Source organism: Phycisphaerales bacterium, from assembly GCA_035627955.1.
In the GTDB taxonomy this organism is placed as follows: domain Bacteria; phylum Planctomycetota; class Phycisphaerae; order Phycisphaerales; family UBA1924; genus JAEYTB01.
This window is the reverse complement of the sequence record DASPKU010000022.1, coordinates 1-25,855: the sequence shown is the minus strand read 5'-3', so window position 1 is coordinate 25,855 and position 25,855 is coordinate 1. Positions and strand designations below refer to the sequence as shown.

Sequence of the window (25,855 nt, the reverse complement as noted above, 5' to 3'; positions counted from 1 at the left end):
CCCTTTGCCCTTTGCGGATTTGCCCATGCCCACCATCACCCTCCCCGACGGCAAGACCAAGTCCTTCGATCAACCCGTGACCGGCGCGGAGGTCGCCGCCAGCATCGGCGCGGGCCTCGCCAAGGCCGCGATCGGCGTCAAGGTTGACGGCCAGCTGCGCGACCTCTCGGCACCCATCACCAGCGACGCGAAGCTCGAGATCGTCACCGCGCCGCGTGCGGGGCAGCAGGCCAGTGCCGACGCCCTGTACCTCATGCGGCACTCGGCCGCGCACGTGATGGCCGAGGCCATCCAGGACGTGATCGGCAAGGACGTGCTGCTCGCGTACGGCCCCCCCACCGACACCGGCTTCTTCTACGACATGTATGTGCCCGAGGGCAAGAAGATCTCCAGCGAGCAGTTCGAGGCGATCAACAGGCGGATCGCAGAGATCGTGAAGGAGGACCGCCGGTTCACCCGCTACGAGATCGACTCGCAGCAGGGGCTGCAGAAGCTCCGCGCCGAGGGCAACAAGTACAAGGTCGACAACGCGGAGCGGGCGCTGGGGATGCCCAGCAGCGTGTACAAGGGTCCGAAGCAGGCCGAAAAGAACACCGGTCAGGAGACCGGTGCCACCAGGGGCAACGCGCTCTCGTTCTACGCCACCGGCGAGCCGGGCAAGAACTGGGAAGACCTCTGCCGCGGCCCGCACGTGCCCTCGACCGGGCGCATCGGCGCGGCCCGCGTGATGTCGCTCGCCTCGAGCTATTGGCACGGCGACGAGAACTCCGACCGCCTCATCCGCGTGTACGGCACCGCGTTCGCCAGCCAGGCCGATCTTGATGCGTACCTCAACCAGCTCGAGCAGGCCAAGGCCCGCGACCACCGCGTCATTGGCAAGAACCTGCGGCTGTTCCATATCGATGAGGCCGTGGGGCAGGGGCTGATCCTGTGGACCCCCAACGGCTCGATCGTGCGGAAGGAGCTGCAGACCTTCATCGCAGCCGAGCTCAAGAAACAGGGCTACACCGAGGTGTTCACCCCGCACATCGGCAGTCTGGAGCTGTACAAGACCTCGGGCCACTTCCCGTACTACAAGGACAGCCAGTTCCCCCCGATCATCGAGCGCGACACCCTCGACCGCCTCGCCACCTGCTCGTGCTCAGAGGTGATGCACCGCGTCGAAGGTGTGTCGGAGCGGCTGGCCCGCGGCATCAACGAGCGAACCGGCAAGGAGACCATCGAGAAGTCGCGCGTGATGCCCGACGATCAGCTGGTCGAGGGGTTCATGCTCAAGCCCATGAACTGCCCGCACCACGCAAAGATCTTCGCCTCGGCCCCCCACTCCTACCGCGACATGCCGGTGCGGCTGGCGGAGTTCGGCACCGTCTACCGCTGGGAGCAGTCGGGCGAGCTCAACGGCATGACCCGCGTGCGCGGCTTCACCCAGGACGACGCGCACCTGTTCTGCACCGAGGATCAGATCCCCGCGGAGGTGCAGGGCTGCCTGTCGCTGGTCAAGATCATCTTCAACGTGCTGGGTATGAAGGACTACCGCGTCCGCGTCGGCCTGCGCGACCCCGACAGCAACAAGTACACCGGCACCAAGGAGAACTGGGACAAGGCGGAAGCCGCCTGCATCGCCGCCGCAGAGTCGCTGGGCGTGCCGTTCAGCAAGGAGCCGGGCGAGGCCGCGTTCTATGGGCCCAAGATCGACTTCGTGGTGAAGGACGTGATCGGTCGCGAGTGGCAGCTCGGCACCGTGCAGGTCGATTACAACATGGCGATCCGCTTCGACCTGTCGTACGTCGGCCCTGACAACAAGCCGCACCGGCCCGTGGTGATCCACCGCGCGCCGTTCGGCAGCATGGAACGGTTCTGCGGCGTGCTCATCGAGCACTTCGCCGGCGCGTTCCCCACCTGGCTGGCGCCCGAGCAGGTCCGCGTGCTGCCCATCAGCGAAAAGACCAACGAGTACGCCCACAAGGTGCTCGAGGCGCTCAAGGCCGTCGGCGTGCGCGCCACCATCGACGCGGGGCCTGACCGCATCCAGGGCAAGGTGAAGGAAGCGGCGGACATGAAGGTGCCCTACATGCTCATCGTCGGCCCGCGCGACGCCGAGGGCGGCAACGTCTCGGTGCGCTGCCGCGGCATTGAGAAGGACCTGGGGGCGATGCCGCTGGCGCGGTTTGTGGAGGAAGTGCAGCGCGAAATCACGGAGCGCGGGGCGGTGCCGGGGGTAAGGCCGTGAGCGGACCGACCGAAGGGAAGCCCGCTGGTGAACCCGGGGCGGCTCCGAAGCGCGCCCATCGCCTGCGCCTCCATCCAGCGCCGGCACTGCTGATGGGCGCGGCGGTTCTGGCATCCCTGTGGGTGACGGGCGTGCTGACCGGGAAGGCGGAGGTGAACGCGACCTTCGTGGGCGTCCTCACGCCGGTCGCGGCGATCCTCGTGGGGCTCATCGTGTCAGCGATCGCGTACGGGATCTCGGGGAAGTCGAATCGCGTCTTTAACATCACGCTCGTGGTGTGCATGCTTGCCTTCTTTGGGTTTCTGGGTTGGATCTCCGTCAGGCGTGCGGAGAACGTCGAGCGGGGCCGGCAGCTCGTCGCGGAGGGGCAGAAAGCGGTAGAAGCTTCAAAGCGCGCGTCGCGCCGATTCGCGGACGACATGATCGCGGGCGCAAAGAAGTACCGCGCCGACGCCGATGCATTTGCGGCTGCGGGCGGGGTCAGGCCGGCAACTCTCACGGAGGACGCCGAAATTGCCAGCCGCCTGACGCTGGCGAAAGCGATGCAGGGCAGCAACCGCAACAACTGCGCCATCATCACGAGCGCCGAGGCCAAGTACCTTCAAGTGCTCCGGCAGGAAGGGTGCCCGGACGAGCACCTCGGGAGGCTCGTCGCCGAGTTCCGCGGCGAACTGGGTGACTTGGGCGATGCCGTCAAGGACTGCGAGTTCCGCACCCAGACGGCTGATGCGACGGTCGCTTATCTCGAGTTCCTGCATGCTAGGGCGGGCAAGTTCTCGTTCAGCGATGGTTCGTACGAGTTCGAAGAAGACGCGGACGTCGAGGAGTTCGAGAGGCTGCGGAAGGCAATGGTCGCGGCTGCCAAGGCCGAGGCCGAGCACTTCAGAGGGCGGAAAAGCTCCGGGCCGCGTCGGTAAGCCGGGCTCCTGTTATCCTGCCCCTGCATGTCTCTTTTCCCTTCGGCCTACAAAGAGGATGACCCTTTCAACGTATGGATGAAGCGGGCAGCGCCGATCGCCGTGCTCGTCCTGCTCCCGCTGGTCATCCTGCTTCAGCAGCTGACGTCGTCGTTCCACTCGCAGACGACCAACGCGCCGATGGCGGAGGTCGTTCGGAGTGAGGACGTGCCCGACCCGGGCGTCGCGGACCTGACCGTCACGTCGAAGATGCTGGTAAAGCAGGTATTCCACGTACTGCACCGCAACGACCCTTCAGGTAAGTCGAGCCGGCAGCCTTGGGGTGACATCGAGCATCCGGACCGCTGGGACGGGATCGCAGTCCCGCGCGAGGTCGCGAGGGAGGCGATCACCGACATCGACAGGCTGGCGGTCAGCCGCACCGACCGGTTCCGCGCGGCCATCGTCGCCGGGGAACTGCTCGGACCGGCGGAGACGGCCCAGCGGCTCCAGAAACTCTCGGAAGAGGCGAGCCCGGGCGGGGACCTGGCCAGGGACATCGGGTGGCTGAAGCCGTGGTACGAGAATGCCGCGAAGGGGAGGCTCGAGCCGCTGCCGGCGGAGGTGCAGGAGTCGCTTCGCTCGCGCCACGAGTGGTTCGCCGACCTCGCGCTTTCGCACCAGCAGCCCGCGGGCGAGCCGCTGCGGTGGGCGACGATGACCGGTGCGGGGAAGCTCAGCACCCTGCGAACGCTCATCAATCTGTGGGAATGGGTCGGGCTGTTCCTTGGCGTGGTCCTGGCCGTGATCCTGCTCCTGAAGATGCGCGGGCACAGCCACGGCATCCCGGTAACAACGGTGCCGCGCCACGTGTACGCGGAGGCGTTCGCGCTGTTCCTGCTGGGCTTTGTGACCATGGATTGCGTGGGCCTGCTTCTGCTCGGGGAGACGGCGGCGTGGGCGTTCGTGGTGCACGAGCTGATGCTGTGGACGGCCGTGCTGGCGGTGTTCTGCCCACTGCTGCGGGGGGTGACGGCGGAGGAGCTGCGCGTTGACATCGGGCTGACCGCGGGTGAGGACGGGATCGGGCGCGAGATCTCGGCAGGGCTGGTGGGGTACTTCGCGGGTGTGGCACTGCTCTTTGGGTACTACCTGCTGCTGGGCATGTTCACCGGTGATGCTGGCGAGGACCCGGCGACGGATACCAGGTTCCCGATGTTCGAGCAGCCGCTGAGCAACAGCTGGATCCCTGTAATCTTCGGGGCCATCAGCGCGTGCATCTGGGCGCCGGTGTTCGAGGAGATCTTCTTCCGCGGCTGCCTGCACCGGGCGTTCCCCACGAAGCTCCCGCTGGTCGCCCGCGTGCTGAGCAGCGCGGTGATCTTCGGGATCGTGCACCCGTACGGCACGCAGGGCATCATCCAGGTGGCGCTGGGCGGGCTGGTGTACGGCTACCTGCGGGAGTGGCGCGGGAGCATCATCGGGCCGATGCTGGCGCACGCGCTGCACAACGGCACCATCACCGCGGTGCAGATCGGGGTGCTGGTCGCGATCAAGTAGCCATCCCAAAGCCCAGGGATCATGATCCCTGGGCTTTCTTCGCATTCCACTCACTTCACCGGGTGCTTTTCGAGGTCCGCGCGGGCGGCCTCCAGCGCGACCAGCGAGTACGCTGTGATGAGCACCTTGTTGTCCTCCATCCAGCGGGCGCCGTCCTTCATGGGGCGGAATGAGCCGTCGGGCTCCTGGAGCTTGGCGAGCTGCTCGACCAGGTCCGCGGCCCAGCGGCGTTCGGTGGTGGAGCCGTCCTTGTTGACGACGCGGATGATCGGCTCGCCGTGGGCCTGCATGGCGCGGGCGAAGATCACGTAGTAGTAGTACAGGCCGTCCTCGCCCGCGCCGGGGTTCTCGGTCAGGGTGTAGTTGCGGCTGATCCAGTCCATCGCGGCCTGCACGCGGGGGTCGTCCTTCTTGAGCCCGGCGTACACGTAGCTCTTGAAGCCGGCGTAGGTCATCGAGCCGTAGGCGCGCAGGCGGCTGACCTTGGTGCCGTCGTCGAGGGTCTCCTCGACAGGGCCGAGGGTCGATTGCGTCTGGCCGACGCCGACCTCGTCCTTGTTGACGCTGGTGGCGTAGATGAAGCCGCCCTGCCTGCTGCCCTTGGCGTACGGCGCCTCGTTGATCTTCATGCCGTCGTGCTGCTCGATCATCTGCGTGCGCTGGAGGAACACGAGCGCCCGCTGGAACGCGGGGTCATCGCTTGGCACGCCGGAGTCGCGCAGGCCCTCGAGCACGAAGCCGGTGTTGGAGAGGTCGGGCCGGCCGTGCCTGCCGTAGCCCCAGCCGCCGTAGAAGGCGTGCGACTTGTCGACGGGGCGGGCGGACTCGCTGAGGTCCGGGCGGACAACGGCGCCCTCGCCGAACTGGAGGGTCTTGAGGAAGTCCTGCGCGTTCTTGATGACGGACTTCACCTGCGGCGGGCTGCTCACCTTTGAGAGCGCCGAGAGGCAGATGGCCGTGTTGTACGTGGGCAGCACCTTGTCGTAGATGCCGCCGTCGGGCTGCACCTTGTCGAGCATGTACTTAACGCCCGCGGCTACCGCCGGGTCGTCCTGCTTGATGCTCGGGTCCGACAGCATCCCCGATACCACCAGCCCGGTGATCGCCGGGAAACTCGGCCCCTGCGGGTTGACGGCCCAGCCGCCGCTGGCCTGGTCCTGCTGGCTCTTGAGGTAGGCGATGGCCTTCGCGGCCATGGCCGCGGCGTCGGGCTTGGCGGCGGGGGCGACGTTCGTCGCGGGTGCTGGCGCCGGCTGAACCTCGCCCACCACTCCGCCTGCGAACACCATCAACGCCACTGCCGCTGCTGCGAGACGCGTCATCTGAGTTCTCCTGCCATGAGGCACCCCTGGGACTATACGGCCCGTGCCCGAGACCGCTTCTCAACACTGAGCACCTCGGCGCATGCCACCACGGCGGCCATCTCTGTCCGCATCACGTGGGGACCGAACCGCGCGATGATCGCTCCCGCTCCGGCGGCCGCTTCCAACTCCGCGGGTTCCCAGCCGCCCTCGGGGCCGATCAGAAGCGTGATCGCGTCTGCGCCGGTGGGCTGATACTCGCCGCCGGAGGCGTCCGCGATCACCACTCTGCCGGTCTTCAGTGACTCGGCGAGCGACGCGATCGGCAGCAGTTGGAGCACGTGCGCGCGGCCGCACTGCTTCATCGCCTCGATCGCGACGCGGTGCAGCCGCTCCAGCTTGCCCTCGCGAGGGTCGACGACCGACCGGCGCGTCGACAAGGGTCGCCATGCCGCGGCGCCCACCTGCGAGAGCCCGTCGATGATCCACTCCAGCCGCTCGCCCTTGGGCACCGCGGCGGCAACGGTGACGAGTGGGGCCACCTGTGTGACGCGGTCGAGCGAGCCCACCTCCAGCCCCATGGCCCAGCCGTCGCGGGTTTTGTCGGTGGTCGCGATGCGGGTGCGGGCGACGCGCCCCTGGCCGTCGAGGACGTCGATGGCGTCCCCCACCGCCAGCCGTTTGACCCGCAGGGCGTGGTGGGCCTCCTCCCCCGTCACGGTTATCAGCCCTGATTCCACGGTCTCGAGGCTGGGAAAGTACACTCGATGGCCCATCCACCCTCCCGATGCCCCTTGAGTCCAGGCCTCACAACGCCGATCATCTTCCACGGTTATGACACCCGCGGCCGACAACAAGGGTACCGCCGCGCCGGATGGGACCCCCAACCTCCAGGCCGATATCGATTCCCTGCTCGGCAAGATCGACACCACGGCCAACCGCGTGGAGGCGGCGGCCGCGCCGGCGGCGGCGTTGTCGTCGGACGTGAAGTCGCTGCTGGACCAGCCGGCCCCGGCGCTGCCTTCCACGGAGGCGCTGCAGGCGCTGGACAACCTTGACGCCCAGCTTGCGGAGCTGACGGCGGAGCTGCTCGAGCCCAACAAGCCGGTGGCTCCGGTGGCAGAGCCAGAACAGCACGCGGCAGCGGCTGTAGTTCCGGCGGCGCCGCTCGCGCCCGCGGCACCGCCGGTGGCCGTGAAGCCGCCGAGTGCACCTGTCGTGCCGCCGGCTGCCGCGGCGGTTGCCAATCCGGCGAGTACTGCGAGTGCTCCGGCGGGCTCGCAACCCTCGATGGCGGCGATCGTGGAGGAACCCTCAACTACCGGCCCGCTCTTCCGTTTCTTTGAGCGGCTTTCGTCACCGCTTGCGAGCAGGCCGCGCCCCTTTCGTGTGGCGACAGGCCTGCTGGCCGTGAACACCCTGCTGCTTGCGGGTGGGGTGTGGGCGTACCTGTTGTTGCGGGAGCCTCCGGCGCCCACGCGCGGGCCGGCGTTCAATCTGGCGACGGACACGCTGCCGCGGCCGGTGGAGCCCTCGTCGGAGCAGCCAAAGGACAAGAAGGCGGACCCGAAGAAGTCCGGGGACAAGGCCAAGCCCGCGGGCGGCGGGCACTGAACTACGCTTCTCGCGTGCCCTTTGCGTTGCCTGTGAAAGACCTTGGGCGTGTCGCGTACGAGCCCGCGTACCAGGCCCAGCTTGCGCACCTGGAAGAGGTGATGGCGGCGCGGGAGTCGGGGCAGCCGAATCCGGGCTACCTGCTGCTGGTTGAGCATGACCCGGTGGTCACGATCTCGCGTCGTGCGGGGGCCGCCAACAACCTCATCGCAACGCCCCAGCTGCTCGCGCAGCACGGCGTCAACGTCGCCGAGACCGACCGCGGCGGGGACATCACCTATCACGGCCCCGGCCAGCTGGTCGCGTACCCGATCCTGGACCTCAACCTGCTGAACCTGGGGCTGCACGACTACATGCGGCTGCTGGAGCAGGCGGTGATGGACACGTGCGCCGCGTACGGACTGCGCACGCACCGCGATCCCAAGGCCACGGGTGTGTGGCTCGATTCGGCGATCCACGGGCAGCCGGCCAAGATCGCGGCGATGGGTGTGCGCGTCCGACGGTGGGTTTCGCTGCATGGCCTTGCCCTCAATGTGACCACCAACCTTGACCACTTCGGCCTGATCGTCCCGTGTGGCTTGGTGGGGCGGCCGGTGACCAGCATGCGGCAGCAGCTGGGGGAGAGGTGCCCGTCCTTCGAGGAGGTGAAGCGGACGCTGACGGAGGCGTTGACGCGGCTGGTGGGGGCGGCCGCGGTGGAAGCGTCCGAGAAGCGGGCGGGCATCCCCTGACCACGGGCTTCGCTACCTGAATCGGCCTTTCTGCCGTATCCTCTGGCCCGTGCCCCGCGCCTTCACACTCATCGAACTGCTGGTTGTCATCGCGATCATCGCGCTGCTGATCGGCATCCTGCTGCCGGCCCTCGGCGCCGCCCGCGCGGCCGCGCGGGTGACGCAGTGTGGCGCGCGTCTCCAGCAGCTGGGCGTCGGCACCGGCGCGTACCTCGTGGACTTCAAGGACACGCTGCCGCAGAAGATGGGCCCGCTGCCGGGCGGGGGCGAGGCGGTGATTGGCGCGCTGTTCGGCGGCAAGAAGGGGCAGCTGCCCTTCTACGGCATCGACACCATCGGGGCCGAGGGGCGGCCGCTGAACGCGTACGTGAACGACTCCAAGGTGCCGCCCGACGCCGACCCCGAGGTCGTCCAGCTGCCGTTCTTCAAGTCGCCGGTGGACAAGGGCGCGGAGGACACCGGCGTGCCCATCCCGGGCATGGACAAGACGCAGTCGATGTACGACCTCGTCGGCTCCAGCTACACGCTCAACGACCACACGCTCGACGGCGAGGACCAGGCCACGCTCGTGCCGCTGGGCGGCGGCAAGATGCCGATGGTGAACAACACCAGCAAGACGTGGATGATCGGCACGCACACGATCTACAACTACCAGCAGGGCGGGGATAAGGGCATGTACTGGTTTAAGAAGGGCCAGGTCGAGGCCAACCTGCTGTACGTCGACGGCCACTCGCGCATGCGGGTGCGCGTGCCGGCGCCGCAGGGAACGGACTACGGGAATGTGACGGCGGATTACACGTTCAGGCCGTGAGGTTTGGGCAGCGTGTGTTTGTGGGCGGTTCCGGGCCTCCGCATGCCCATCAGCACATGAACTCCCCGGATTGGTTCGCCAACCGCCCGGATAAACCGCGCAGATCGCACAGACAAGCACAAGGGGGTGGGGGTCCATGCCCGCGCGCCGCCGGCGCGCGACGATGCGCCGCCGCCGTATCGTCGCGCGCCGCCGCTGTACGACGATGCGCTATGACTGTGTCGTCGCGCGCCGGGGGTGTACGACGATGCGCCCCGGCTGTGTCTTCGTATGGCAACGGCGCGTCGTCGTTTCCCGGGGGCAAGCGGGGCGATGGTGCGGGCGCGTCGTCGTACAGCGGGACCATCATGGCAATCCGTGATGGGTGCCATCAACCGCCGCGGCGAGTGACGCCGCGCCAAACCCGCGGCGTCGGTCCGCGGCGCATTAATGGTCTTCGCCGCGACCCACGCCCAACCATCGATTGCGCCGTCCAGTTCCTGTGCCACCCGCTCGACCATGCGGTTACTGAAAAGCTGACGGTTTGCGCAATCACCTGACCCCTCGTCGTCCGTATATATGGGCATGACAATCGCTGAGCGGATTGAGTGCATCGAATGGCTGGATAAACGGGTACCCGGAATGCGGGGCGCATGGCTGCCGCCTTGGGGGGCCAAGCTCACCTTCGTCTGCACGAAGCCCGACGGGGCACTCGTGGGATATGACAAGGACAACCGGTTCGTGCCCATCGGTTCTTTGGAGCGGCTCCAGTCCCTGGTTGAGGCCAGAGGCTGAAAGAGGTAGTCTTCGCCGTATGCGCTGGATTATTGCGATCGCCTCCATCATTCTCGTCGGGGCCGGCGGGCATGCGTTATTCGGCCATCTAAAGGAGAAGAGGTGGAGGGAGACCGAGGTGCGCTGCCTTACGCTAATGATGGACGCCTACACGGCCGACAGCCGTCGCCGCGAGGAGTACATCAAACTCAAACCGAAACAGACGCTGGATGGTGAGTTCAACATTGGCAGCGTGAGCCAATGGAAGGTGCGCCGAATTCTTGACGGGACGCGTTTCGAAGCGGTGCCGGACGAACGGTTCCAGTTTCGTACACCGCCCGAAGGCCCCTTCACGTTCCGCCTTGCTGAGGTCCGCGCAATTGGGACCGAAACACAGGCAACTCGACGCCTGGCAGCCCTGTTAGACCCGGGCATTGACTGGTCCGTCGCGATCGAGTTCGACGACCCCAGGTCGCCTCGCAAGGACGCCAATGGATGCTACGTCGTGTATACATGGGGGATGGACGGCATGACGAACGCAGAGTTGATCGCGTATGGGCGGGCCGAGCGCGACCTGAGCGATGGCGTTGGGAGATACTCGTCGACGCTTGATACGGCGGAGATCTGCGGAGCGCTCCGGAAGTCGCTCCGCGATTAGGGCCGCATTTGATTCGGGGGGTGTCGAAGACGCCACGCCCCGGCTGAAGCCGTGCGCCGCTTCCGCGGCCGAGGCAGGAGGCGATGCAAAGCGTCGACTTGTGTCCGCGGAAAGAAGCATGCTCACGCAGAACAGTGAGCATGCCATCCTTTGTCTGAACTCGATGTCCGACTTCCCACTTCCGACTTCGCCTAGAGGGCTTCGCGTTCCAGGTCCCTGATGGCGCTTCTGTTTTTGAGCCTGTAGGGCGCCGTCATCTTGTCGATGATGAGGACGCCGTCGAGGTGGTCGAACTCGTGCTGCCAGCAGCGGGCGAGGAGGCCGGTGGCGGTGTGGGTGAACTGGTTGCCCTCGATGTCGAGGGCGGTGATGGTGATGGTGGGTGGGCGGAGGACGTCGCCGCGGATGTCGGGGAGGCTGAGGCAGCCTTCTTCATAGGGCTCGACGCCGCCGGTGGGTTTCGACAGGACGGGGTTGATGTAGACCTGCGGGCCGTGGGTGGCGCTGGGGGGGGTGGGCGGGTTTGCGTGGGGGTCGCCGGTTGCGGAGCGGCCCTCGCCCTCGGGGATGTCAACCACGAAGAGCCGCCAGGGGAGCCCGACCTGGGGGGCGGCGAGGCCGATGCCCTCCTCCTCGACCATGATGCGCAGCATGGCCTTGGCGACCGCGCGTACCTCGTCGTTCACCTGCGGGACGGGGCGGGCCTTCTGCCGCAGGATGGGGTCGGGGTAGGTGCGGAGGCGGAGGGACTTGGGGTCGATGGGTGCGGGATTGGCGGGATCGGGGGGCATCTTGAAATCGTATGGAACGTAAAGCGAACGCGGAGGTCGCGGAAGCGGCGGAGGCACGCGGAGAGAGCCAGGGGGAGTAGGAACAGAACGCAGAGTTCGCAGAGGGCGTCGGAGGAAGACGGAGGGAGGCCGGGGATTGCCCGATTCAGCCTCGGCTCCGCGCCCCTCCGCTCCCGTCCGCGTACTCCGCGTTCTCTTCCCGCCGGATCAGGAGGAAGGCAACAATGCGGGCCTGAGCCGGTTTCACTAGAATCACGGCCCCCGCGGCTCCCGGGCCGGACGACCCCACCGCTCACCACCAGAAGGAATCTGTTTTGGCGTTCTTCGGAAAGAAAACAGCTACCGGCTTCCCCGACGACGACGGTCCTGACAAGGACAAAGACAAGGACAAGGCTCCCATTGTCTTCTCGCCCGAGAAGGCGACCAAGTTCTTCGAGCACGCCCGCACGGTGGAGGAGACGGGCAACCTCCAGTACGCGATCCAGCTGTGGCTGAACGGGCTGCGGTGGGACCCGGGGTCGATGACGGGCTTACAAGGGTTCTTCGCGGCGGTGCCGAAGTTCCTCAATGACCCCGCGAGCAAGAAGGGCCTTGATAAAGACGTCATCAAGAGCGTGTCGGGCAAGACGGACGTCGACAAGTTCCTGCTGGCGATCCTGGAGTGGGCCCTGAAGCCCAAGGAGGCGACGCTGGCGGTGCGGGCGTTTGAGGCGACGGCGAAGGTCGGGCAGCCCGAGCCGACGCTGTGGGTGGGCGACCGGGCGTTCGCGACGGCGATCAGCCAGCCCAAGCCGCGGAAAGACCTGATCATGAAGTGCTGCGAGAGCTTCGAGCGCGTGGGGTCGTTCGACCGCGCGATCAAGGCGGCGGAGGCGGCGCACCGCGTGGACCCGACGGACGGGCAGCTGGGGGCGTACATCCGGACGCTGGCGGCCCAGGCGACGATGGCGCGCGGCGGGTATGAGCGGTCGGGCGAGGCGGGCGGGTTCCGGCAGAACATCCGCGATGCGGACAAGCAGCGGATGCTGGAGGACTCTGAGCGGATCGTCAAGACCGACGAGACGATCGACCGGCTGCTGGTGGCGGCGGTCGAGGAGTACAAGAAGCGGCCCACGGACCTGCCGACGATCGACAAGCTGGGCAAGCTGCTGCTAGAGCGCGGGCGGCCGAGCGACGAAGAGAAGGCGTGGAAGCTGTTCATGGAGGCGTTCGAGGCGACCAAGCAGTTCCGCTTCCGCGAGCAGGCGGGTGATATCCGCATCCGGCAGAGCCGCCGCAAGGTGGTCGAGCTGCAGCAGATGCTGGAGAAGGCGCCGGAGAACGAGATGGTGCAGCGGATGCTGGCCCAGCAGCAGACCGACCACGCGAACCTGGAGCTCGAGGAGCACAAGCTGCGGGTGGCGAACTACCCGACGGACCTGGTGCGGAAGTTCGAGCTTGGGAAGCGGTACTACAACGCGGGGCGGTACAACGAGGCGGTGGAGCTGTTCCAGGAGAGCCAGCAGGACCCCAAGAACCGGGCACCCAGCCTGCTGTACCTGGGGCAGTCGTTCCTGAACATCGGGTGGAACGACGAGGCGGTGGAGACCTTCCGGCGCGGGCTCGAGATGCGTGAGACGTCCGCGGAGATGCAGTTGGAGATGCGGTACTCGCTGATGGTGGCGCTGCAGCAGAAGGCGACCGAGACGCGGGACCTGGCGACGCTGGAGGAGGCGGACAAGATCGCGTCGGGGATCGCGGTGCAGTCCATCAGCTTCAAGGACATTCGGGCGCGGCGGGAGCAGATCAAGAAGGCCCTGACGGAGCTGCGGGCGAAGTAAAAGGATTGAACCACAGAGGCACAGAGACACAGAGAGGAGTGTCTTTGTCTTCGTGATTATCTTCCATCCCAACTGCCTTTCTCTGTGCCTCTGTGTCTCTGTGGTTAGTCTTTGGGGTTCGTTCCGATTGCCGCCGATCATCGCCATCATCCCGGCCCGCATGGCCTCGACGCGTCTGCCGGGGAAGATGCTGCTTGATCGCACCGGGAACCCGCTGGTGGAGCACGTGTACGAGGCGGTGAAGCGGGCGGGGTCGCTGTCGCGGGTGGTGGTGGCGACCGACGACCGGCGGATCGAGGAGGCGGTGAAGGGGTTCGGCGGCGACGCGGTGATGACGAGCATCGAGCATCCCAATGGGACGAGCCGGCTGGCGGAGGCCGCGGCGAGGCTGCGGCTCGGTGATGATGCGGTGGTCGTGAATGTGCAGGGGGATGAGCCGGAGATCGAGCCCGCGGTGATCGACGCGGCGGTTGAGGTGATGCTCAGCGGCGGGTGTGAGGTCGCCACGGTGGCGTCGCCCTTCATGCCCGGCGAGGACCCGGCGAATCCAAATATTGTGAAGGTCGTGACGGGGGCGGACCGGCACGCGCTGTACTTCTCGCGGTCGCTGATCCCGCACCCGCGGGCGGGCGGGACGGCGGTCGCGCCGCTGAAGCACGTGGGGCTGTACGTGTACCAGCGGGCGTTCCTGTCGCAGTACGTGCACCTGCCGCCGACGCCGCTGGAGCAGTGCGAGATGCTCGAGCAGCTGCGCGTCCTGGAGCACGGGTACCGGATCGGCGTGGCGGTGAGGGCGTGCGCAACGCAGGGGATTGATACCCCGGAGCAGTATGAGGCGTTTGTCGCGCGTTGGAAGGCGCGGCGGGGCTAACAACCGGGGAGGCGGGCTTTCAGCCCGCACTCAAGTCTTCGCTTTCTCCCTGGGAGCGCATGCAGATTGAACGGAGAGGGCTGCGGGCTGAAAGCCCGCCTCCCCGGTCCTGAGTCCTCACCCGCCGTTGCTCTTTGCGTCGATCTTCTCCAGCCACTCGCTGTACATCGCCCGGTGCTCCTCGGAGCGCGGGGCTTCGGCGGCACTGCGCAGCGCCTCTGCGGCGCGGGGGTCGTCAATCTCCGCCAGCGCGTCGCCGGCCGCGCGTTGAGTGCGCAGCTGGCGGTCGTGCAGCAGGTCGGTGAGGGTGCGGATGGCCAGGTCCTTGTTCTGACGCGCGAGCTTCGCCATCGCGGCCACGGCCGTGGGGCGTGTACGCGAGTCGTTGCCCGGCATGCTGTAGGCGATCGCGTGCTGGATGGTGTCGGGGGCGTCGAGCTTGGCGAGGGCGTCGAGCGCGGCCTGGCGGATGGCATCGCTCTGTGATTCCACTCTGAGAGCCGCGAGCACGGCGGGCAGTGTGTGCGAGGTCTTCGCGTCGGCAAGAGCGCGGATGGCTGCGGCGCGGACCTTGGTGCTCTTGTCCTTGGCGGCGCGCTCGGCGAGCTGTGCCCCGATGGCGTCGCGGGCGCGAGAGTTGTCCTTCAGCGGATCGGAGTTGGCGACCTGGGCGAGGGCCTCGGTGGTGGTGACGCGCACCTCCCAGTGGTCGGTCGCGGTGGTGGCGAGGGATCGCACGTCGGCGTGGGCGCCGCGAGCGACAAGTGCACGCACGGCCTCCTGCCGCAGTCGATAATGGAGGGCACGGTCGTGCACGACGCGGCTGAGGGCAGCGGCGGCCTGCATCGATACCGGCCCGCTCTGCGAAGAAAGCGTGCGGCACGCCTGCACGCGGCTGTAGAGCGTGGGACCATTGGCGATCTGCCGCAGCAGGGCGGGCTCCTCCTGCTTGATGGTGATCCCGGCGAGCACGTGCATGTCGGGGTCGACCGCAATGAACACGGGCTCCTGGTCGAGCTTGGTTGACCAGGTGGCCGTGCGGCCGGTCACCGCGGCCTCGTGCTGCTGCAAGGCCGCGGAGCCGGTGCTGATAGCGATAGGCAGGTCGAACTCGAAGGCCGGGTTGTCGCCGTTGATCGGCTGAGTCTGCTCGACCGTGACGGTCAGGGTGCTGCTGGCCGCGTCCCAGGCGGGTGTCACGGTCAGCAGCGGCACGCCGGGGCGGGTGCACCACTGGGTGAAGAACTGCTCGAGCGAGCGGCCGGAGACCTCCTCGAGCGCGTAGCGCAGGTCCGAGGTCTCGGTGGTCTTGAGGGCGTAACGCTGCGTGTAGAGCCGCACGCCCGCGAAGAACTGCTCATCGCCCAGCTCGCGGCGCAGCATGTGGAGGACCGAGGCGCCCTTGCCGTAGGGGTTCGCGGGGCGGCGGAAGACTTCCCACGGGTGCGTGTAGACCTTGCTGGCCATGCCCTGCGCGGCCGGCGCCTCAGCCTTGTCCGCGCCGATCACGCCGTCGAACTGGCCGATCATCTCGGCCTCGTAGCGGTCGCGCCCGTCGCGGTGCTCGAACCACAGGTCGGTCATGTAGGTCGCGAAGCCCTCGTTGAGCCAGATGTGCTCCCACGAGTTGCACGTCGCGAGGTCGCCGAACCACTGGTGCGCGAGCTCGTGGCTGATCAGGCCGTCGAGGTCATGGTCGATCAGGGCATCGGGGCGGAACACGGCCGTGTCGTACAGCGTCGTGGCCGAGGTGTTCTCCATGCCGCCGGCGCCGAAGTTCCACACCACCAGCTGCGCGTACCGCGCCCAGGGGTAGGGCTGGCCGGTGACGCGCTCGAAGAAGGTGACCATGTCCCTGGTGCGGCCGTAGGTCCCCTGCACCCAGGGGCCCTGGCCCGGCGGCACGTACACGGGCATCGAGAGCTGCTTGGAACCGACGTCGACCACATCGAACTTGCCGACCACCAGCGACACGAGGTACGGCACGTGCGGCTTGTCCTGCACCCAGTGGAACGTGTCGTAGGGCCTCATCCGCTGGTCGCCCGCGGCGGTCTTCGCCGTGCGGATCTCGCGGCGCCGATCCGCCAGGTAGCCGTTGCCGCTGACGGTGTAGCCGGCGGGCACGGTCACCAGCAGCTCGGTCGTCAGGCGCTCGTTGGGGAAGTCGCGGCAGGGGAACCAGAAGCTGTTGGTCTCGGGCTGGCCTTGCGTGTGCAGCTGCGCGGGGCGGCCGGGGAACGCGGGGGACTCGGGTGTCCAGATCAGGCCGAGGGCCGGGTCGTTGGCGCTGTACTCGGTGATGAGCTCGCCAATCTCGCCGGGCTGGAGCGCCGGCGCGAACGTGACGGTGAGCGCCCGCCCGTCGTGCGAGAAGCGCGTTTCACGCCCTGCCATCGCCACCGACGCGATGCTGAGTCCGCGAGCATCGAGCGTGAGCGTCTCCAGCGGCTGGCCGAGGGCGGCGAGCCGCAGCGACTGCGTGGCCGTGAAGCGCGGCGTGTTCATGTCCTCGATCAGGATCTCCAGCCGCATGTGCGTGAGGTCGGCGAGGCGGTGCGGGGGGAAGTTCCGCAGGTCGCGCCCGCTGTCCTCGTCGAACGCGGCGGACTTGGCAGCGGGGACGAAGAGGGTGCGGCCTTCGAGGCAGCCCTCGTGACCGCCGCCCGCGAGCGCGGGGAGGGCGAGGTCGGCGGCAAGAGCGAGCAGCAGCACGCGCGAGAGGGCGGTGCGGGCGGTCGGGTGGGTCAGGCGGGGCATCGACACATCTCCGTTGGTCGGTTAGTCGCGGGCGGCGAGCGCGTCGGCCGCGGCCTGCTTGAGGAGTTCATCGGCGTTTGCGTCAGAGGCGATTCGTGCGAGCAGTTCCTGCGCGCCCGGGCTGTCGACCGCGCGCAGGTGGTCGACCGCACGACATCGGGCCGCGAGCGTCGGGCCGTGCTCGGCCTCGTGCCGCCACATCGCCTCGGGCTTCTCAACCTTCACGGCCGCGAGCACGGTCAGGTTGGGGTCAACCGACAGGTCAACGGGCTTTCCAGGCAGCTTGATCGACCCGCTCGCGGTGCGCGCGTCCATGTCGATGTGCAGCCAGCGGCTATCGGTGTCGGTCAGCTTGATCAGCACCGGGACGGTGATGGCGTACGCGGGGTTGTGGCGGTCGATCTTCTGGGTCTGCTCGACGTTCAGGGTCAGCATGCCGCTCGCCTCGTCCCACGCCTGCGTCACGGAGAGCCGCGGCAGCCCGGGCCGGCGCGTCCACTGGTCGAAGAACCGCTCCAGGCTCTGCCCCGAGACCTCCTCGAGCACGCGCCGGTAGTCGTCGGTCTCGACGCTCTTGTACGCGAACCGCCGCAGGAAAAGCGTCGTGCCCTCGAAGAAGGCCTTGTCACCCAGCCGCTGCCGCAGCATGTGCAGCACCATCGCGCCCTTGGAGTAGGGGTCGTCGGACTTCATGAACACGCTGTCGGGGTTCTTGTAGCGGTTGCTGACGACCGCGGGCGCGACCGGTGCGTGGCCGCGGTTGCGGCGCTGCTGGCTCCGGGCGAGCGAGAGGATGGTCTTGTGGTACGCCGCGCGGGCCTTCTCCTCGCCGTCCTTCGACCCCTTGTGGGCGTTCCACAGGGCCTCGGAGTACGTCGCCCAGCCTTCCTGAATCCACAGGTGGTCCCACGACTTGCACGTGATCAGGTCGCCGAACCACTGGTGCGCCAGCTCGTGGCTCAGCAGGTCATCGAACGTCCCCTCGGGCGCGTCCATCGTCACCATGCGGGCGTTCAGCAGCGTGCAGCTGGTGTTCTCCATGCCGCCGGCGGCGAAGTCGCGCACGTTGCACTGGGCGTACTTGTCCCAGGGGTAGGGCACGCCGAACCGCTCCTCGAAGAAACGCATCATCTCCGGCACACCCGCGAAGGTGCGGCGGATGTTGTCCTCGGTGCCGATGGGCGTAAAGACCGGCATCGGCACCCGCGGCGAGGAGCCGTCAGCCTCGATGAGATCCACGCGGGCGAGCCGCCCCACCACAAGCGTCACGAGGTAGGCCGTGTGCGATTGATCCTGTCGCCAGTGCCACTTCGTGCGCCCGGGGAGCCCCGCCTCTTGCGAGACCAGGCGGCCGTTCGACACCACCTCGTACCCATCCTCGACGTCCACAACCAGCTCCGTCGTGAGCTTCTCCGATGGGTGGTCCAGGCACGGGAACCACCGGCTGTTCAGCTCCGCCTCGCCCTGGGCGTGGATCTGCGGGGACTGCTCGGTCAGCCCCTTGCCGTCCTTGCGGGCGCGGCTGTAGGTCAGCCCCTCGCCCTTGTTCTTGCCGAAGTCGACCGTGTACTGGAGCGTGAGGTCCGCGGCCGCGCCCCTGGGCAGCTCACGGGGAAAGGTCACCACCAGCTTCTTGCCCTGCTGCTCGAAGCGGCAGGGGTCGCCGTTGAGCAGCGCCTGGGTGACCGACGGGCCGTTGCAGTCCAGCGTGATCCGCGAGCGGCCGGCGCCGACCGGGGCGATCGTGAGCGTTTCCACGCCCTCCAGGTACGGCTTGCCCATGTCCGGGAAGGTGAGCTCCAGCCGCATGTGGATGTGGTCGAAGAGGCGGTCCTTGGGCCACGTGGCCAGCAGACGGCCGGTCTCGTCGTCGATCCGCGGGTCGGATTCGGGCGTGGTCTGGGCCGCGGCGGGGGCCCATGAAAGCCCGGCGAGCGCCAGGGCCAGGATGAAGCGTGCGTTCATGGGCCTAGCTTATCGCACCCGGGCCATTCACTCATCCCGGCCTGTCCCGCGGAGGGGGCGACTGCGGGCGCGAGATATGCACACAAGCCCGTCTGGGGCTCGCGTTTGCCGCGCCCTCCTGATACGATGTGCTATGCCCCCCTCGCCCAGCCAGAACCCCGGCCAGCCCGAGCCTAAACCCTTTCAACAACACGGTTCCCCCACCTCTTCACCGGGTCCCAAGCGGCTGAACCTTCAGGCCAACCCGGAGCGGTCCGCGTGCCTGGCCGACCTGGCCGAGACATCGACCGACAGCGAGTTCTACAGCCCGATCCCGGAGGGCTATCAGCGGGGTGCGCACAAGTACGTAATCGTGCTGGGCACGGTCATGTCCGGGCTGGGCAAAGGCATCTTCGCGAGCAGCCTGGCCAAGATGCTGAAGGAGAAGGGCCTCGCGGTCGCCCCCATCAAGATGGAGGGCTACCTCAACATCGACTCGGGCACGCTCAACCCCTACCGGCACGGCGAGGTGTTTGTCCTTGACGACGGCACCGAGTGCGACATGGACCTGGGCACGTACGAGCGGCTGCTGGACCAGAACCTCAGCAAGCGGAACTTCATCACCAGCGGGCAGATCTTCGGCGAGATCCTGGAGCGCGAGCGGCGGGGCGCGTACCTGGGGCGTGACGTGCAGATGATCCCCCACGTCACCGGCGAGGTGAAGCGGAAGCTACGCGAGCTCGCTGTGAGAGGTGACGGCACCAAGCCGGCCGACGTGGTGTTCGTCGAGGTCGGCGGCACGGTGGGCGACTACGAGAACGGGTTCTACATCGAGGCGATGCGCGAGCTGGCGTTCGAGGAGGGCCCGGGCTCGTGCTGCTTCGTGGCCCTGACGTACATCATCGAACCGCCCGCGCTGGGCGAGCAGAAGAGCAAGGCGGCGCAGCTGGGCATCAAGCGGCTGATGGAAGCGGGCATCCAGCCGCACATCATCGCGTGCCGTGCGGACCACCCCGTGGGCGAGAAGGTGGCGCAGAAGATCGCGATGTTCAGCAACGTGCCGCTGCGGCGCGTGTTCAGCCTGCACGACCGCGAGAGCATCTACACCATCCCCGAAGAGATGCGGATGGAGGGGCTCGACCGCGAGATCCTTTCGATCCTCAATCTGCACGACAAGGTGGACTTCGCCCAGGAGGACCGCCATCGTGAGCGCTGGACCGGCTTTGTGCGCCGCCTGACCGCCAAGAAGCAGCGCAGCGTCCGCATCGGCGTTGCCGGCAAGTACGCCAACCTCCGCGATGCGTACGCGTCCATCGACAAGGCCATCGAGCACTGCTCGGCCAACCTTGGAACGCGCGTGGAGATGGAGTTCCTGGACACCACCGACGTGACCGACTCCTCCGTCGAGACCGAGTTCGCGGGGCTCGACGGCGTCATCGTCCCCGGCGGGTTCGGCACCCGCGGCGTTGAGGGCAAGATCGCCTGCGTGAAGTACTGCCGTGAGCGGGGGCTGCCGTACCTGGGCATCTGCCTTGGGTTCCAGGTGGCGGTGATCGAGTTTGCCCGCAATGTGCTGGGGCTGACGGGCGCCTCATCGACCGAGTTCCACCCTACCGCGCCGCACCCGGTGATCAGCGAGCTCCCGGAGCAGAAGCAGATCGAGGGGCTGGGCGGCACGATGCGGCTGGGCGCTCAGGACATGACGGTGGTGCCGGGGACCATCGCGTCGTACCTGTTCGGCGGGAAGGCGAGCGTGCGCGAGCGGTTCCGCCACCGCTACGAGGTGGACCCGCAGTACATCGAGCGGCTGGAGGCCGCGGGCATGGTGTTCAGCGGCAAGCACCCGACGCGCCCGATCATGCAGATGATGGAGCTGCGGCAGCCGGGCAGCGGCCCCGAGACGCCAGGCGGCCCTGTCGTCACGCACCCGTTCTTCATCGGCGGGCAGTTCCACCCTGAGCTGACCAGCCGACCGCTGCGCCCGCAGCCGATGTTCATGGGTTTGGTGGCCGCGGCGATCCAGCGGAAGTACGGGGCGTCGATCGACCCGCGCGACCCGTGGGCGGCGGACCTCAACCGTTGGATGATCCAGGCGAAGGCACAGGCGGCGACGACGGTTTGATTCTGGGTGGCCAGCCGCTCCGCGGCGGCTGACTTGAGACGTCACAGAGTCGCCTCACGCCTTCGGAGCCGCACGGTCAACACCCGCCGCGGAGCGGCGGGCAACCCATGGTTACTTGAGGCTTCCCGCCGGGAACCACAGCGCCAGCACATCGGCCTCGGGAAGCGGCAGCAGCTCGAGAACGATTCGGTACAGGCCGTCGGAGTGGTACTCGCACTCGATGACCTTGCCCATGAGCGGCGTGGGCTTGGCGTCGATGAGGTGCACGGCCACGAGCATCAGCCGCTTGGGGTAGCTCATGCGGCGCGACAGCACCACGATGTGCGAGCGGCTGAGCGTCTGGGCGCGGGCCGCCCACGCGGGGCCGGGCCGCTGGCGGTCGTCGAGTTCCGCAAGGTCGATGTCGGCCTTGAAGGGGTGGCCGGGAACGCGCGGGCGCAGGGCCGCGGGGGCTTCGAAGCCCGTGGCGGTGTCATGCCCGGGGGCCAGCTGCTTGGAGCGGTCCTCGTTCCACATCCAAGTGAGCATCGGCCGAACTGCAGCGCCGGTTGATGGCGGCGCGGCGCAACCGGCGTTCGGTTATCCGATAACCCGTGCTCCCGATGTGCGCCGTCTCACCCAGCATCAATATGACCCGGGCTTGACGGGGTGCAAAAGCGCGGCGACTCTTTGGCCGTGCGTGTAGCCCTCAATAAAGCCGACCTTGCCCGCGTTCATAACGAGCCCTGCGTCTTCGTCCCCACGATGGGAGCCCTGCACGAGGGGCACGCGGCCCTCATCCGAGCCGGGTCCGCCCTGGCAAAGAACCGGGAGATGCCCGGCGGGTGCGTTGTCAGCATCTTCGTGAACCCCACCCAGTTCAACGAACGTTCAGACTACGAGCGCTACCCGCGCGACCTGGATGAAGACCTGAAGGTTTGCGATCAGGCGGGGGCGGCGTGCGTGTTCGCCCCGCGGGAGGATGACATCTACCCGCCGGACGAGAAGGTGGAGGTCCCCAAGCTGCCGGCCGTGGCAACGCAGCCCGGGCTGGAGGATGCGCACCGGCCCGGCCACTTCGCGGGCGTGTGCCAGGTGGTCAAGCGATTGTTCGAGATTGTGAAGCCCACGGCCGCGATGTTCGGCGACAAGGACTGGCAGCAGCTGCAGGTCATCAAGGGGATGGCGAAGGAGCTGCGGCTGCCGGTGGAGGTGCTCGGGGCCCCCACTATTCGCGAGCCTGATGGGCTGGCAATGAGCAGCCGCAACCGGTTCCTCTCGCCCGAAGACCGCGAGCAGGCGCTGGCGATCTCGCGGGCGCTGCGGCAGTCGCTCGGGGCTGCGAACCCCGAGGCCGCTGAGGAGGTCATGCGGCTGGTGCTGACGGAGTTCGGCATCAAGCCTGAGTACGCCGTGGTGCGTGAAGCGACCACGCTGACCCGCCCGGCGGACGTGACGCCGGAGACGCAGTGGCGGGCGCTGATCGCCGCGCGGATCGGGTCGGTGCGGCTGATCGACAACGCGCCCTGGACGGCGCGGCGCTAGAGCCCTCAGCCGGAAAGCCAACCGCTCCGCTCCTACCCTCCTCCCGCCCGGGAAGACCCTCGCTTGCGCGCCGGCTCGCTGATGAGCCGTGGGTCCTGCGGGCTTCGGAGGACCTCTGTGCACAAGACGCCGCTCTACCAGTTCCACCTCGACCAGGGCGCCAAGATGGTCCCCTTCGCCGGTTGGGAGATGCCCCTCACCTACTTCGGCCTGACCGAGGAGCACCACCAGGTCCGCACCTCCGGGGGATTCTTCGACGTCTCGCACATGGGGCGGGTCAAGGTCGCCGGGCGTCACGCCCGCCGGTTCCTGGAGCGCATCTGCACCCGCAAGATCACGGACATGGTGCCCGGCCAGTGCCGCTACTCGCTGGTGTGCAACGAGCAGGGTGGGGTGAAGGACGATGTGATCGTCTACCGCCTGGATGATGATGAGTTCCTCGTGGTGGTCAACGCCAGCAACCGCGAGAAGCTGCTCGCCCACTTCAGCGAGAACAAGGGCGACCTCAACTTCAAGATCGACGACCAGACGATGTCCACCGCGATGGTGGCCCTCCAGGGCCCCAAAGTGATGGACCTGGTCGCGAAGGTGAGCTCGGAGGTGCCGACGCTGAAGAAGTACCGCTTCGCGGTGAAGAACCTGATGATCGCGAAGTTGATCGTGAGCCGCACGGGCTATACGGGTGAGGACGGCGTCGAGGTGATCCTGCCGAACATGGCCGTGGGCATGGCGATGAAGCTGCTGCTGGCCGACATCGACATGAAGAAGCCGGGCGCGGTGATCCGCCCCGCGGGCCTGGGCGCCCGCGACACCCTCCGCGTGGAGGCGGGCATGCCGCTCTATGGGCACGAGCTCAACGAGGAGTTCAACGCCCTCTCCTGCGGCGTGGACTTCGCGATCGCGATGGACAAGGACCAGGACGAGCGCGGCGAGAAGTTCATCGGCATGGAGGCCCTCAAGCGCACGCAGGCCGAAGGGGGCCCCGCCCGCAAGCTCGCCGGGTTCTTCATCGAGGGCAAGCGCTCGGCCCGTCAGGGCATGGAGATCAAGCAGGGGGGCAAGACGGTGGGCGTCGTCACCAGCGGCTGCCCCAGCCCCACCCTGGGCAAGTGCATCGCCATGGGCTTCCTCGACAAGGACCTGCACGCCGTGGGGACAAAGGTTGAGATCGACACGGGCAAGGGCGTGCTCGAGGCGGCGGTGACCACGATGCCGTTCTACAAGGCGGCGAAGAAAGTCTGACCGATGACCACCAGGACCCCCGGCCAGCGTTTTCGCGACCTCATGAACCAGGGCTGCGTGGGCACGCCCGGCGCGTTCAACGGGCTTTGCGCCCGCGCCATCGCGCAGGCGGGGTTCCAGGCGTGCTACATCTCGGGCGCGGCCACTAGCGTCTCAGCGGGCGTTCCCGACGTGGGGCTGCTCGGCCTGGAGCACTTCTGCCGGTGCATCCGCGAGGCCGCGGACGCCTCCGGGCTGCCAGTCCTCGCTGACGCGGACACGGGCTTCGGCGAGGCCGAGATGGTCCGCCGGACCGTGATCGAGTACTCCCGGGCGGGGGCCGCGGGGCTGCACCTAGAGGATCAGAAGTTCCCCAAGCGTTGCGGCCACCTTGACGGCAAGGAGCTCGTGCCGACCGACCACATGATCGAGAAGGTGCAGTGGGCGGCCAAGGCCCGCACCGCGTGCGACCCGCACTTCGTGGTCTGCGCCCGTACCGATGCCCGTGGCGTGGATGGGTTTGAGGCGGCGGTGAACCGGGCCGCGGCCTACACCCTCGCCGGGGCCGACATGATCTTCCCCGAGGGCCTCGCCAACGAGGAGGAGTTCGCGCTCTTCGCCAAAGCCATGCAGCGGCTCGACGGCCCCGCCCCGCGCGGCGGCCCCTACCTGCTGGCCAACATGACCGAGTTCGGCAAGACGCCGATCATCCCGCAGGAGCGGTTCGCGGCGATGGGCTACACCTGCGTGATCTACCCCGTGTCGCTGCTGCGCGTCGCGATGGGCGCGGTCACCCGCGCCCTAGAGCAGCTCAAGCGGGACGGCAGCGTGTCCGGCTTCATCGACCAGATGCAGACCCGCCAGGAGCTGTACGCCCTCACGCAGTACAAGCCCGGCACGCCGTGGGAGTTCCCCAGTTCCACGCACCGCCAGGGCTAACGCGATCCGGTTACCCTTCACGCCGCGGCCCCGTGGCGGAACTGGTAGACGCAGCGGACTTAAAATCCGCTATCCCGCAAGGGGTGTGTGGGTTCGAGTCCCACCGGGGCCATTCCCCTTTCCCGGGCAACTGGCGCGACTGGTCATCCCTCGACAGCGGTCGAATCACGCGGTATGCTTGCATTCATCCATTCATCCGGATAAACGGATGGAGCACTTCCAGAGGCCCGAGAACCCGCATGCCCAGCCCCTTCATCGATGCTCTCTCCCGGCGCGTTCTGGTGTTCGACGGGGCCATGGGGACCAGCCTGCACAAGGTTGAGCTCGACCTTCAGCGTGACTACTGCGGGTGCGAGAACTGCGTCGACCTGCTGGCCAAGACCCGTCCCGACGTCGTCGGCGCCATCCACGAGTCGTTCCTGGCGGTCGGGGCGGACGCGGTTGAGACCGACAGTTTCGGCGGGGCGCGACATGTGCTCGCGGAGTTTGACTTGCAGGACCGCTGCTTCGAGCTGAACCAGGCCGCGGCGGAGGTGGCGCGGGCGGCGTGCGACAAGCACTCGACGAAGGACAAGCCGCGGTTTGCGGTGGGCTCGATGGGACCGGGCACCAAGCTCATCACGCTCAACCAGATCGACTGGGACAAGATGTTCGAGAGCTACCGCGAGCAGGCCCGCGGGCTTCTCGCGGGCGGCGTCGACGCGCTCATCATCGAGACGTGCCAGGACCTGCTCCAGACCAAGTGCGCGATCAACGGCGCCCTCGCGGCCATCGAGGAGCGCGGGAAGACGCCGCTCGATGTTCCCGTCATGGTGAGCGTCACGATCGAGACGACGGGGACGATGCTGCTGGGCACGGAGATCGCCGCGGCGGCGACCGCGCTGGCGGGGTACCCGATCCTGTCGCTGGGCCTGAACTGCGCGACGGGGCCGGTGGAGATGAGCGAGCACGTGGGGTGGCTGGGCAAGAACTGGGGCCAGGGTGGCCAGCCGCTCCGCGGCGGCGCTTCGCTCCCGAGATACGTCTCGTGCCTGCCCAACGCCGGGCTGCCCATCCTGCACGAAGGCCGCACCGAGTACCCATTGCAGCCGGGGCCGTTTGTCGAGGCGATGCAGCGGTTCATCGAGCAGGACGGCGTGCGGCTGGTGGGCGGCTGCTGCGGGACGACGCCGGAGCACATCCGGAGGATGGCCGCGGCGCTGCGGGCGGAGCGCGCCATGGCGCGCGGTGGGAGGTCGGAGGTGGGGGGTGGGAGCGCGGCGCCCGCCGCCGGCGGGGACTCCGCGCGCGAGGGCGAGCGTCGCACGGGGGC

Annotated in this window: 20 protein-coding genes and 1 tRNA gene; 15 read left to right on the top strand and 6 right to left on the bottom strand. The window is 67.7% G+C overall.

What is annotated here, in order from left to right:
- The first annotated feature begins 25 nt into the window (after window positions 1–25).
- The 3 genes from thrS to VD997_17605 are packed head-to-tail and all read left to right on the top strand — an operon-like array spanning window position 26 to window position 4,686.
- Window positions 26–2,230 carry a threonine--tRNA ligase gene (gene thrS / locus VD997_17615; protein ID HYE63813.1) on the top strand — a complete coding sequence of 735 codons (2,205 nt, stop codon included), beginning with the start codon at window positions 26–28 and terminating at the stop codon, window positions 2,228–2,230.
- A complete protein-coding gene (locus VD997_17610) occupies window positions 2,227–3,147 on the top strand; it encodes a hypothetical protein (GenBank protein HYE63812.1) in 921 nt (306 codons plus the stop codon). The genes thrS and VD997_17610 overlap by 4 nt, the downstream gene beginning before the upstream one ends.
- A 27-nt stretch (window positions 3,148–3,174) precedes the next feature.
- Window positions 3,175–4,686 carry a CPBP family glutamic-type intramembrane protease gene (locus tag VD997_17605; GenBank protein HYE63811.1) on the top strand — a complete coding sequence of 504 codons (1,512 nt, stop codon included), beginning with the start codon at window positions 3,175–3,177 and terminating at the stop codon, window positions 4,684–4,686.
- Window positions 4,687–4,736: 50 nt separating this feature from the next.
- Here VD997_17605 and VD997_17600 read toward each other — a convergent pair whose 3' ends face one another.
- Together VD997_17600 and VD997_17595 are read right to left on the bottom strand one after the other, a co-directional pair.
- Complete coding sequence (locus VD997_17600) at window positions 4,737–6,008, bottom strand: prenyltransferase/squalene oxidase repeat-containing protein (protein ID HYE63810.1); 1,272 nt, start codon at window positions 6,006–6,008, stop codon at window positions 4,737–4,739.
- Between the two features lie 32 nt (window positions 6,009–6,040).
- Entirely contained in the window at window positions 6,041–6,763 is a 723-nt protein-coding gene (locus tag VD997_17595) for an RsmE family RNA methyltransferase (GenBank protein HYE63809.1), read from the bottom strand.
- 58 nt (window positions 6,764–6,821) lie between these two features.
- Between VD997_17595 and VD997_17590 the strand changes: the two genes are divergently transcribed.
- The 4 genes from VD997_17590 (at window position 6,822) to VD997_17575 (ending at window position 10,554) form a co-directional block, all read left to right on the top strand.
- Window positions 6,822–7,601 carry a hypothetical protein gene (locus VD997_17590; protein HYE63808.1) on the top strand — a complete coding sequence of 260 codons (780 nt, stop codon included), beginning with the start codon at window positions 6,822–6,824 and terminating at the stop codon, window positions 7,599–7,601.
- Window positions 7,602–7,615: 14 nt separating this feature from the next.
- The gene (gene lipB / locus VD997_17585; protein ID HYE63807.1) at window positions 7,616–8,332 is read left to right on the top strand and encodes a lipoyl(octanoyl) transferase LipB; all 717 of its coding nucleotides are present in this window, start codon (window positions 7,616–7,618) and stop codon (window positions 8,330–8,332) included.
- Window positions 8,333–8,381: 49 nt separating this feature from the next.
- A complete protein-coding gene (locus VD997_17580; GenBank protein HYE63806.1) occupies window positions 8,382–9,143 on the top strand; it encodes a prepilin-type N-terminal cleavage/methylation domain-containing protein in 762 nt (253 codons plus the stop codon).
- 793 nt (window positions 9,144–9,936) lie between these two features.
- The gene (locus VD997_17575; protein ID HYE63805.1) at window positions 9,937–10,554 is read left to right on the top strand and encodes a hypothetical protein; all 618 of its coding nucleotides are present in this window, start codon (window positions 9,937–9,939) and stop codon (window positions 10,552–10,554) included.
- A gap of 191 nt (window positions 10,555–10,745) precedes the next feature.
- Here VD997_17575 and VD997_17570 read toward each other — a convergent pair whose 3' ends face one another.
- On the bottom strand, window positions 10,746–11,345 hold the full coding sequence (locus tag VD997_17570) for a peptide deformylase (protein ID HYE63804.1): 600 nt from the start codon (window positions 11,343–11,345) through the stop codon (window positions 10,746–10,748).
- 314 nt (window positions 11,346–11,659) lie between these two features.
- Here VD997_17570 and VD997_17565 point away from each other — a divergent pair, with 314 nt between their 5' ends.
- Window positions 11,660–13,165 carry a hypothetical protein gene (locus VD997_17565; GenBank protein HYE63803.1) on the top strand — a complete coding sequence of 502 codons (1,506 nt, stop codon included), beginning with the start codon at window positions 11,660–11,662 and terminating at the stop codon, window positions 13,163–13,165.
- 127 nt (window positions 13,166–13,292) lie between these two features.
- On the top strand, window positions 13,293–14,036 hold the full coding sequence (gene kdsB / locus VD997_17560) for a 3-deoxy-manno-octulosonate cytidylyltransferase (protein HYE63802.1): 744 nt from the start codon (window positions 13,293–13,295) through the stop codon (window positions 14,034–14,036).
- A gap of 117 nt (window positions 14,037–14,153) precedes the next feature.
- On the opposite strand, the gene VD997_17555 is transcribed toward kdsB, so the two are convergent.
- The gene (locus VD997_17555) at window positions 14,154–16,793 is read right to left on the bottom strand and encodes a M1 family aminopeptidase (protein HYE63801.1); all 2,640 of its coding nucleotides are present in this window, start codon (window positions 16,791–16,793) and stop codon (window positions 14,154–14,156) included.
- 21 nt (window positions 16,794–16,814) lie between these two features.
- Window positions 16,815–18,758: a M1 family aminopeptidase gene (locus tag VD997_17550; GenBank protein HYE63800.1), complete on the bottom strand. Its 1,944-nt coding sequence runs from the start codon at window positions 18,756–18,758 to the stop codon at window positions 16,815–16,817.
- Between the two features lie 133 nt (window positions 18,759–18,891).
- Here VD997_17550 and VD997_17545 point away from each other — a divergent pair, with 133 nt between their 5' ends.
- Window positions 18,892–20,859 (top strand): CTP synthase, encoded by a 1,968-nt coding sequence (locus VD997_17545; protein ID HYE63799.1) that lies wholly within the window; start codon window positions 18,892–18,894, stop codon window positions 20,857–20,859.
- Window positions 20,860–20,970: 111 nt separating this feature from the next.
- On the opposite strand, the gene VD997_17540 is transcribed toward VD997_17545, so the two are convergent.
- The gene (locus VD997_17540; GenBank protein ID HYE63798.1) at window positions 20,971–21,387 is read right to left on the bottom strand and encodes a hypothetical protein; all 417 of its coding nucleotides are present in this window, start codon (window positions 21,385–21,387) and stop codon (window positions 20,971–20,973) included.
- 147 nt (window positions 21,388–21,534) lie between these two features.
- Between VD997_17540 and panC the strand changes: the two genes are divergently transcribed.
- The 5 genes from panC to VD997_17515 all read left to right on the top strand — a co-directional run.
- Window positions 21,535–22,383, top strand: coding sequence for a pantoate--beta-alanine ligase (gene panC, locus VD997_17535; GenBank protein ID HYE63797.1), 849 nt, complete (start codon window positions 21,535–21,537; stop codon window positions 22,381–22,383).
- A 117-nt stretch (window positions 22,384–22,500) separates the two neighbouring features.
- Window positions 22,501–23,625, top strand: coding sequence for a glycine cleavage system aminomethyltransferase GcvT (gene gcvT / locus VD997_17530; GenBank protein HYE63796.1), 1,125 nt, complete (start codon window positions 22,501–22,503; stop codon window positions 23,623–23,625).
- A gap of 3 nt (window positions 23,626–23,628) precedes the next feature.
- Window positions 23,629–24,543, top strand: coding sequence for an isocitrate lyase/phosphoenolpyruvate mutase family protein (locus tag VD997_17525; protein ID HYE63795.1), 915 nt, complete (start codon window positions 23,629–23,631; stop codon window positions 24,541–24,543).
- Window positions 24,544–24,569: 26 nt separating this feature from the next.
- Window positions 24,570–24,655, top strand: a tRNA-Leu gene (locus VD997_17520).
- 127 nt (window positions 24,656–24,782) lie between these two features.
- The coding region (locus VD997_17515; protein ID HYE63794.1) for a homocysteine S-methyltransferase family protein at window positions 24,783–25,855 on the top strand (1,073 nt) is incomplete at its 3' end.

What these genes read in the sequence shown, in the direction of transcription:
- VD997_17600 (HYE63810.1), bottom strand. Translation starts at nt 6,008, where the DNA reads ATGACGCGTCTCGCAGCAGCGGCAGTGGCGTTGATGGTGTTCGCAGGC.
- VD997_17540 (HYE63798.1), bottom strand. Translation starts at nt 21,387, where the DNA reads ATGCTCACTTGGATGTGGAACGAGGACCGCTCCAAGCAGCTGGCCCCC.
- VD997_17575 (HYE63805.1), top strand. Translation starts at nt 9,937, where the DNA reads ATGCGCTGGATTATTGCGATCGCCTCCATCATTCTCGTCGGGGCCGGC.
- VD997_17605 (HYE63811.1), top strand. Translation starts at nt 3,175, where the DNA reads ATGTCTCTTTTCCCTTCGGCCTACAAAGAGGATGACCCTTTCAACGTA.
- VD997_17550 (HYE63800.1), bottom strand. Translation starts at nt 18,758, where the DNA reads ATGAACGCACGCTTCATCCTGGCCCTGGCGCTCGCCGGGCTTTCATGG.
- VD997_17590 (HYE63808.1), top strand. Translation starts at nt 6,822, where the DNA reads ATGACACCCGCGGCCGACAACAAGGGTACCGCCGCGCCGGATGGGACC.
- thrS (HYE63813.1), top strand. Translation starts at nt 26, where the DNA reads ATGCCCACCATCACCCTCCCCGACGGCAAGACCAAGTCCTTCGATCAA.
- VD997_17570 (HYE63804.1), bottom strand. Translation starts at nt 11,345, where the DNA reads ATGCCCCCCGATCCCGCCAATCCCGCACCCATCGACCCCAAGTCCCTC.
- VD997_17545 (HYE63799.1), top strand. Translation starts at nt 18,892, where the DNA reads ATGCCCCCCTCGCCCAGCCAGAACCCCGGCCAGCCCGAGCCTAAACCC.
- VD997_17595 (HYE63809.1), bottom strand. Translation starts at nt 6,763, where the DNA reads ATGGGCCATCGAGTGTACTTTCCCAGCCTCGAGACCGTGGAATCAGGG.
- VD997_17555 (HYE63801.1), bottom strand. Translation starts at nt 16,793, where the DNA reads ATGCCCCGCCTGACCCACCCGACCGCCCGCACCGCCCTCTCGCGCGTG.
- VD997_17525 (HYE63795.1), top strand. Translation starts at nt 23,629, where the DNA reads ATGACCACCAGGACCCCCGGCCAGCGTTTTCGCGACCTCATGAACCAG.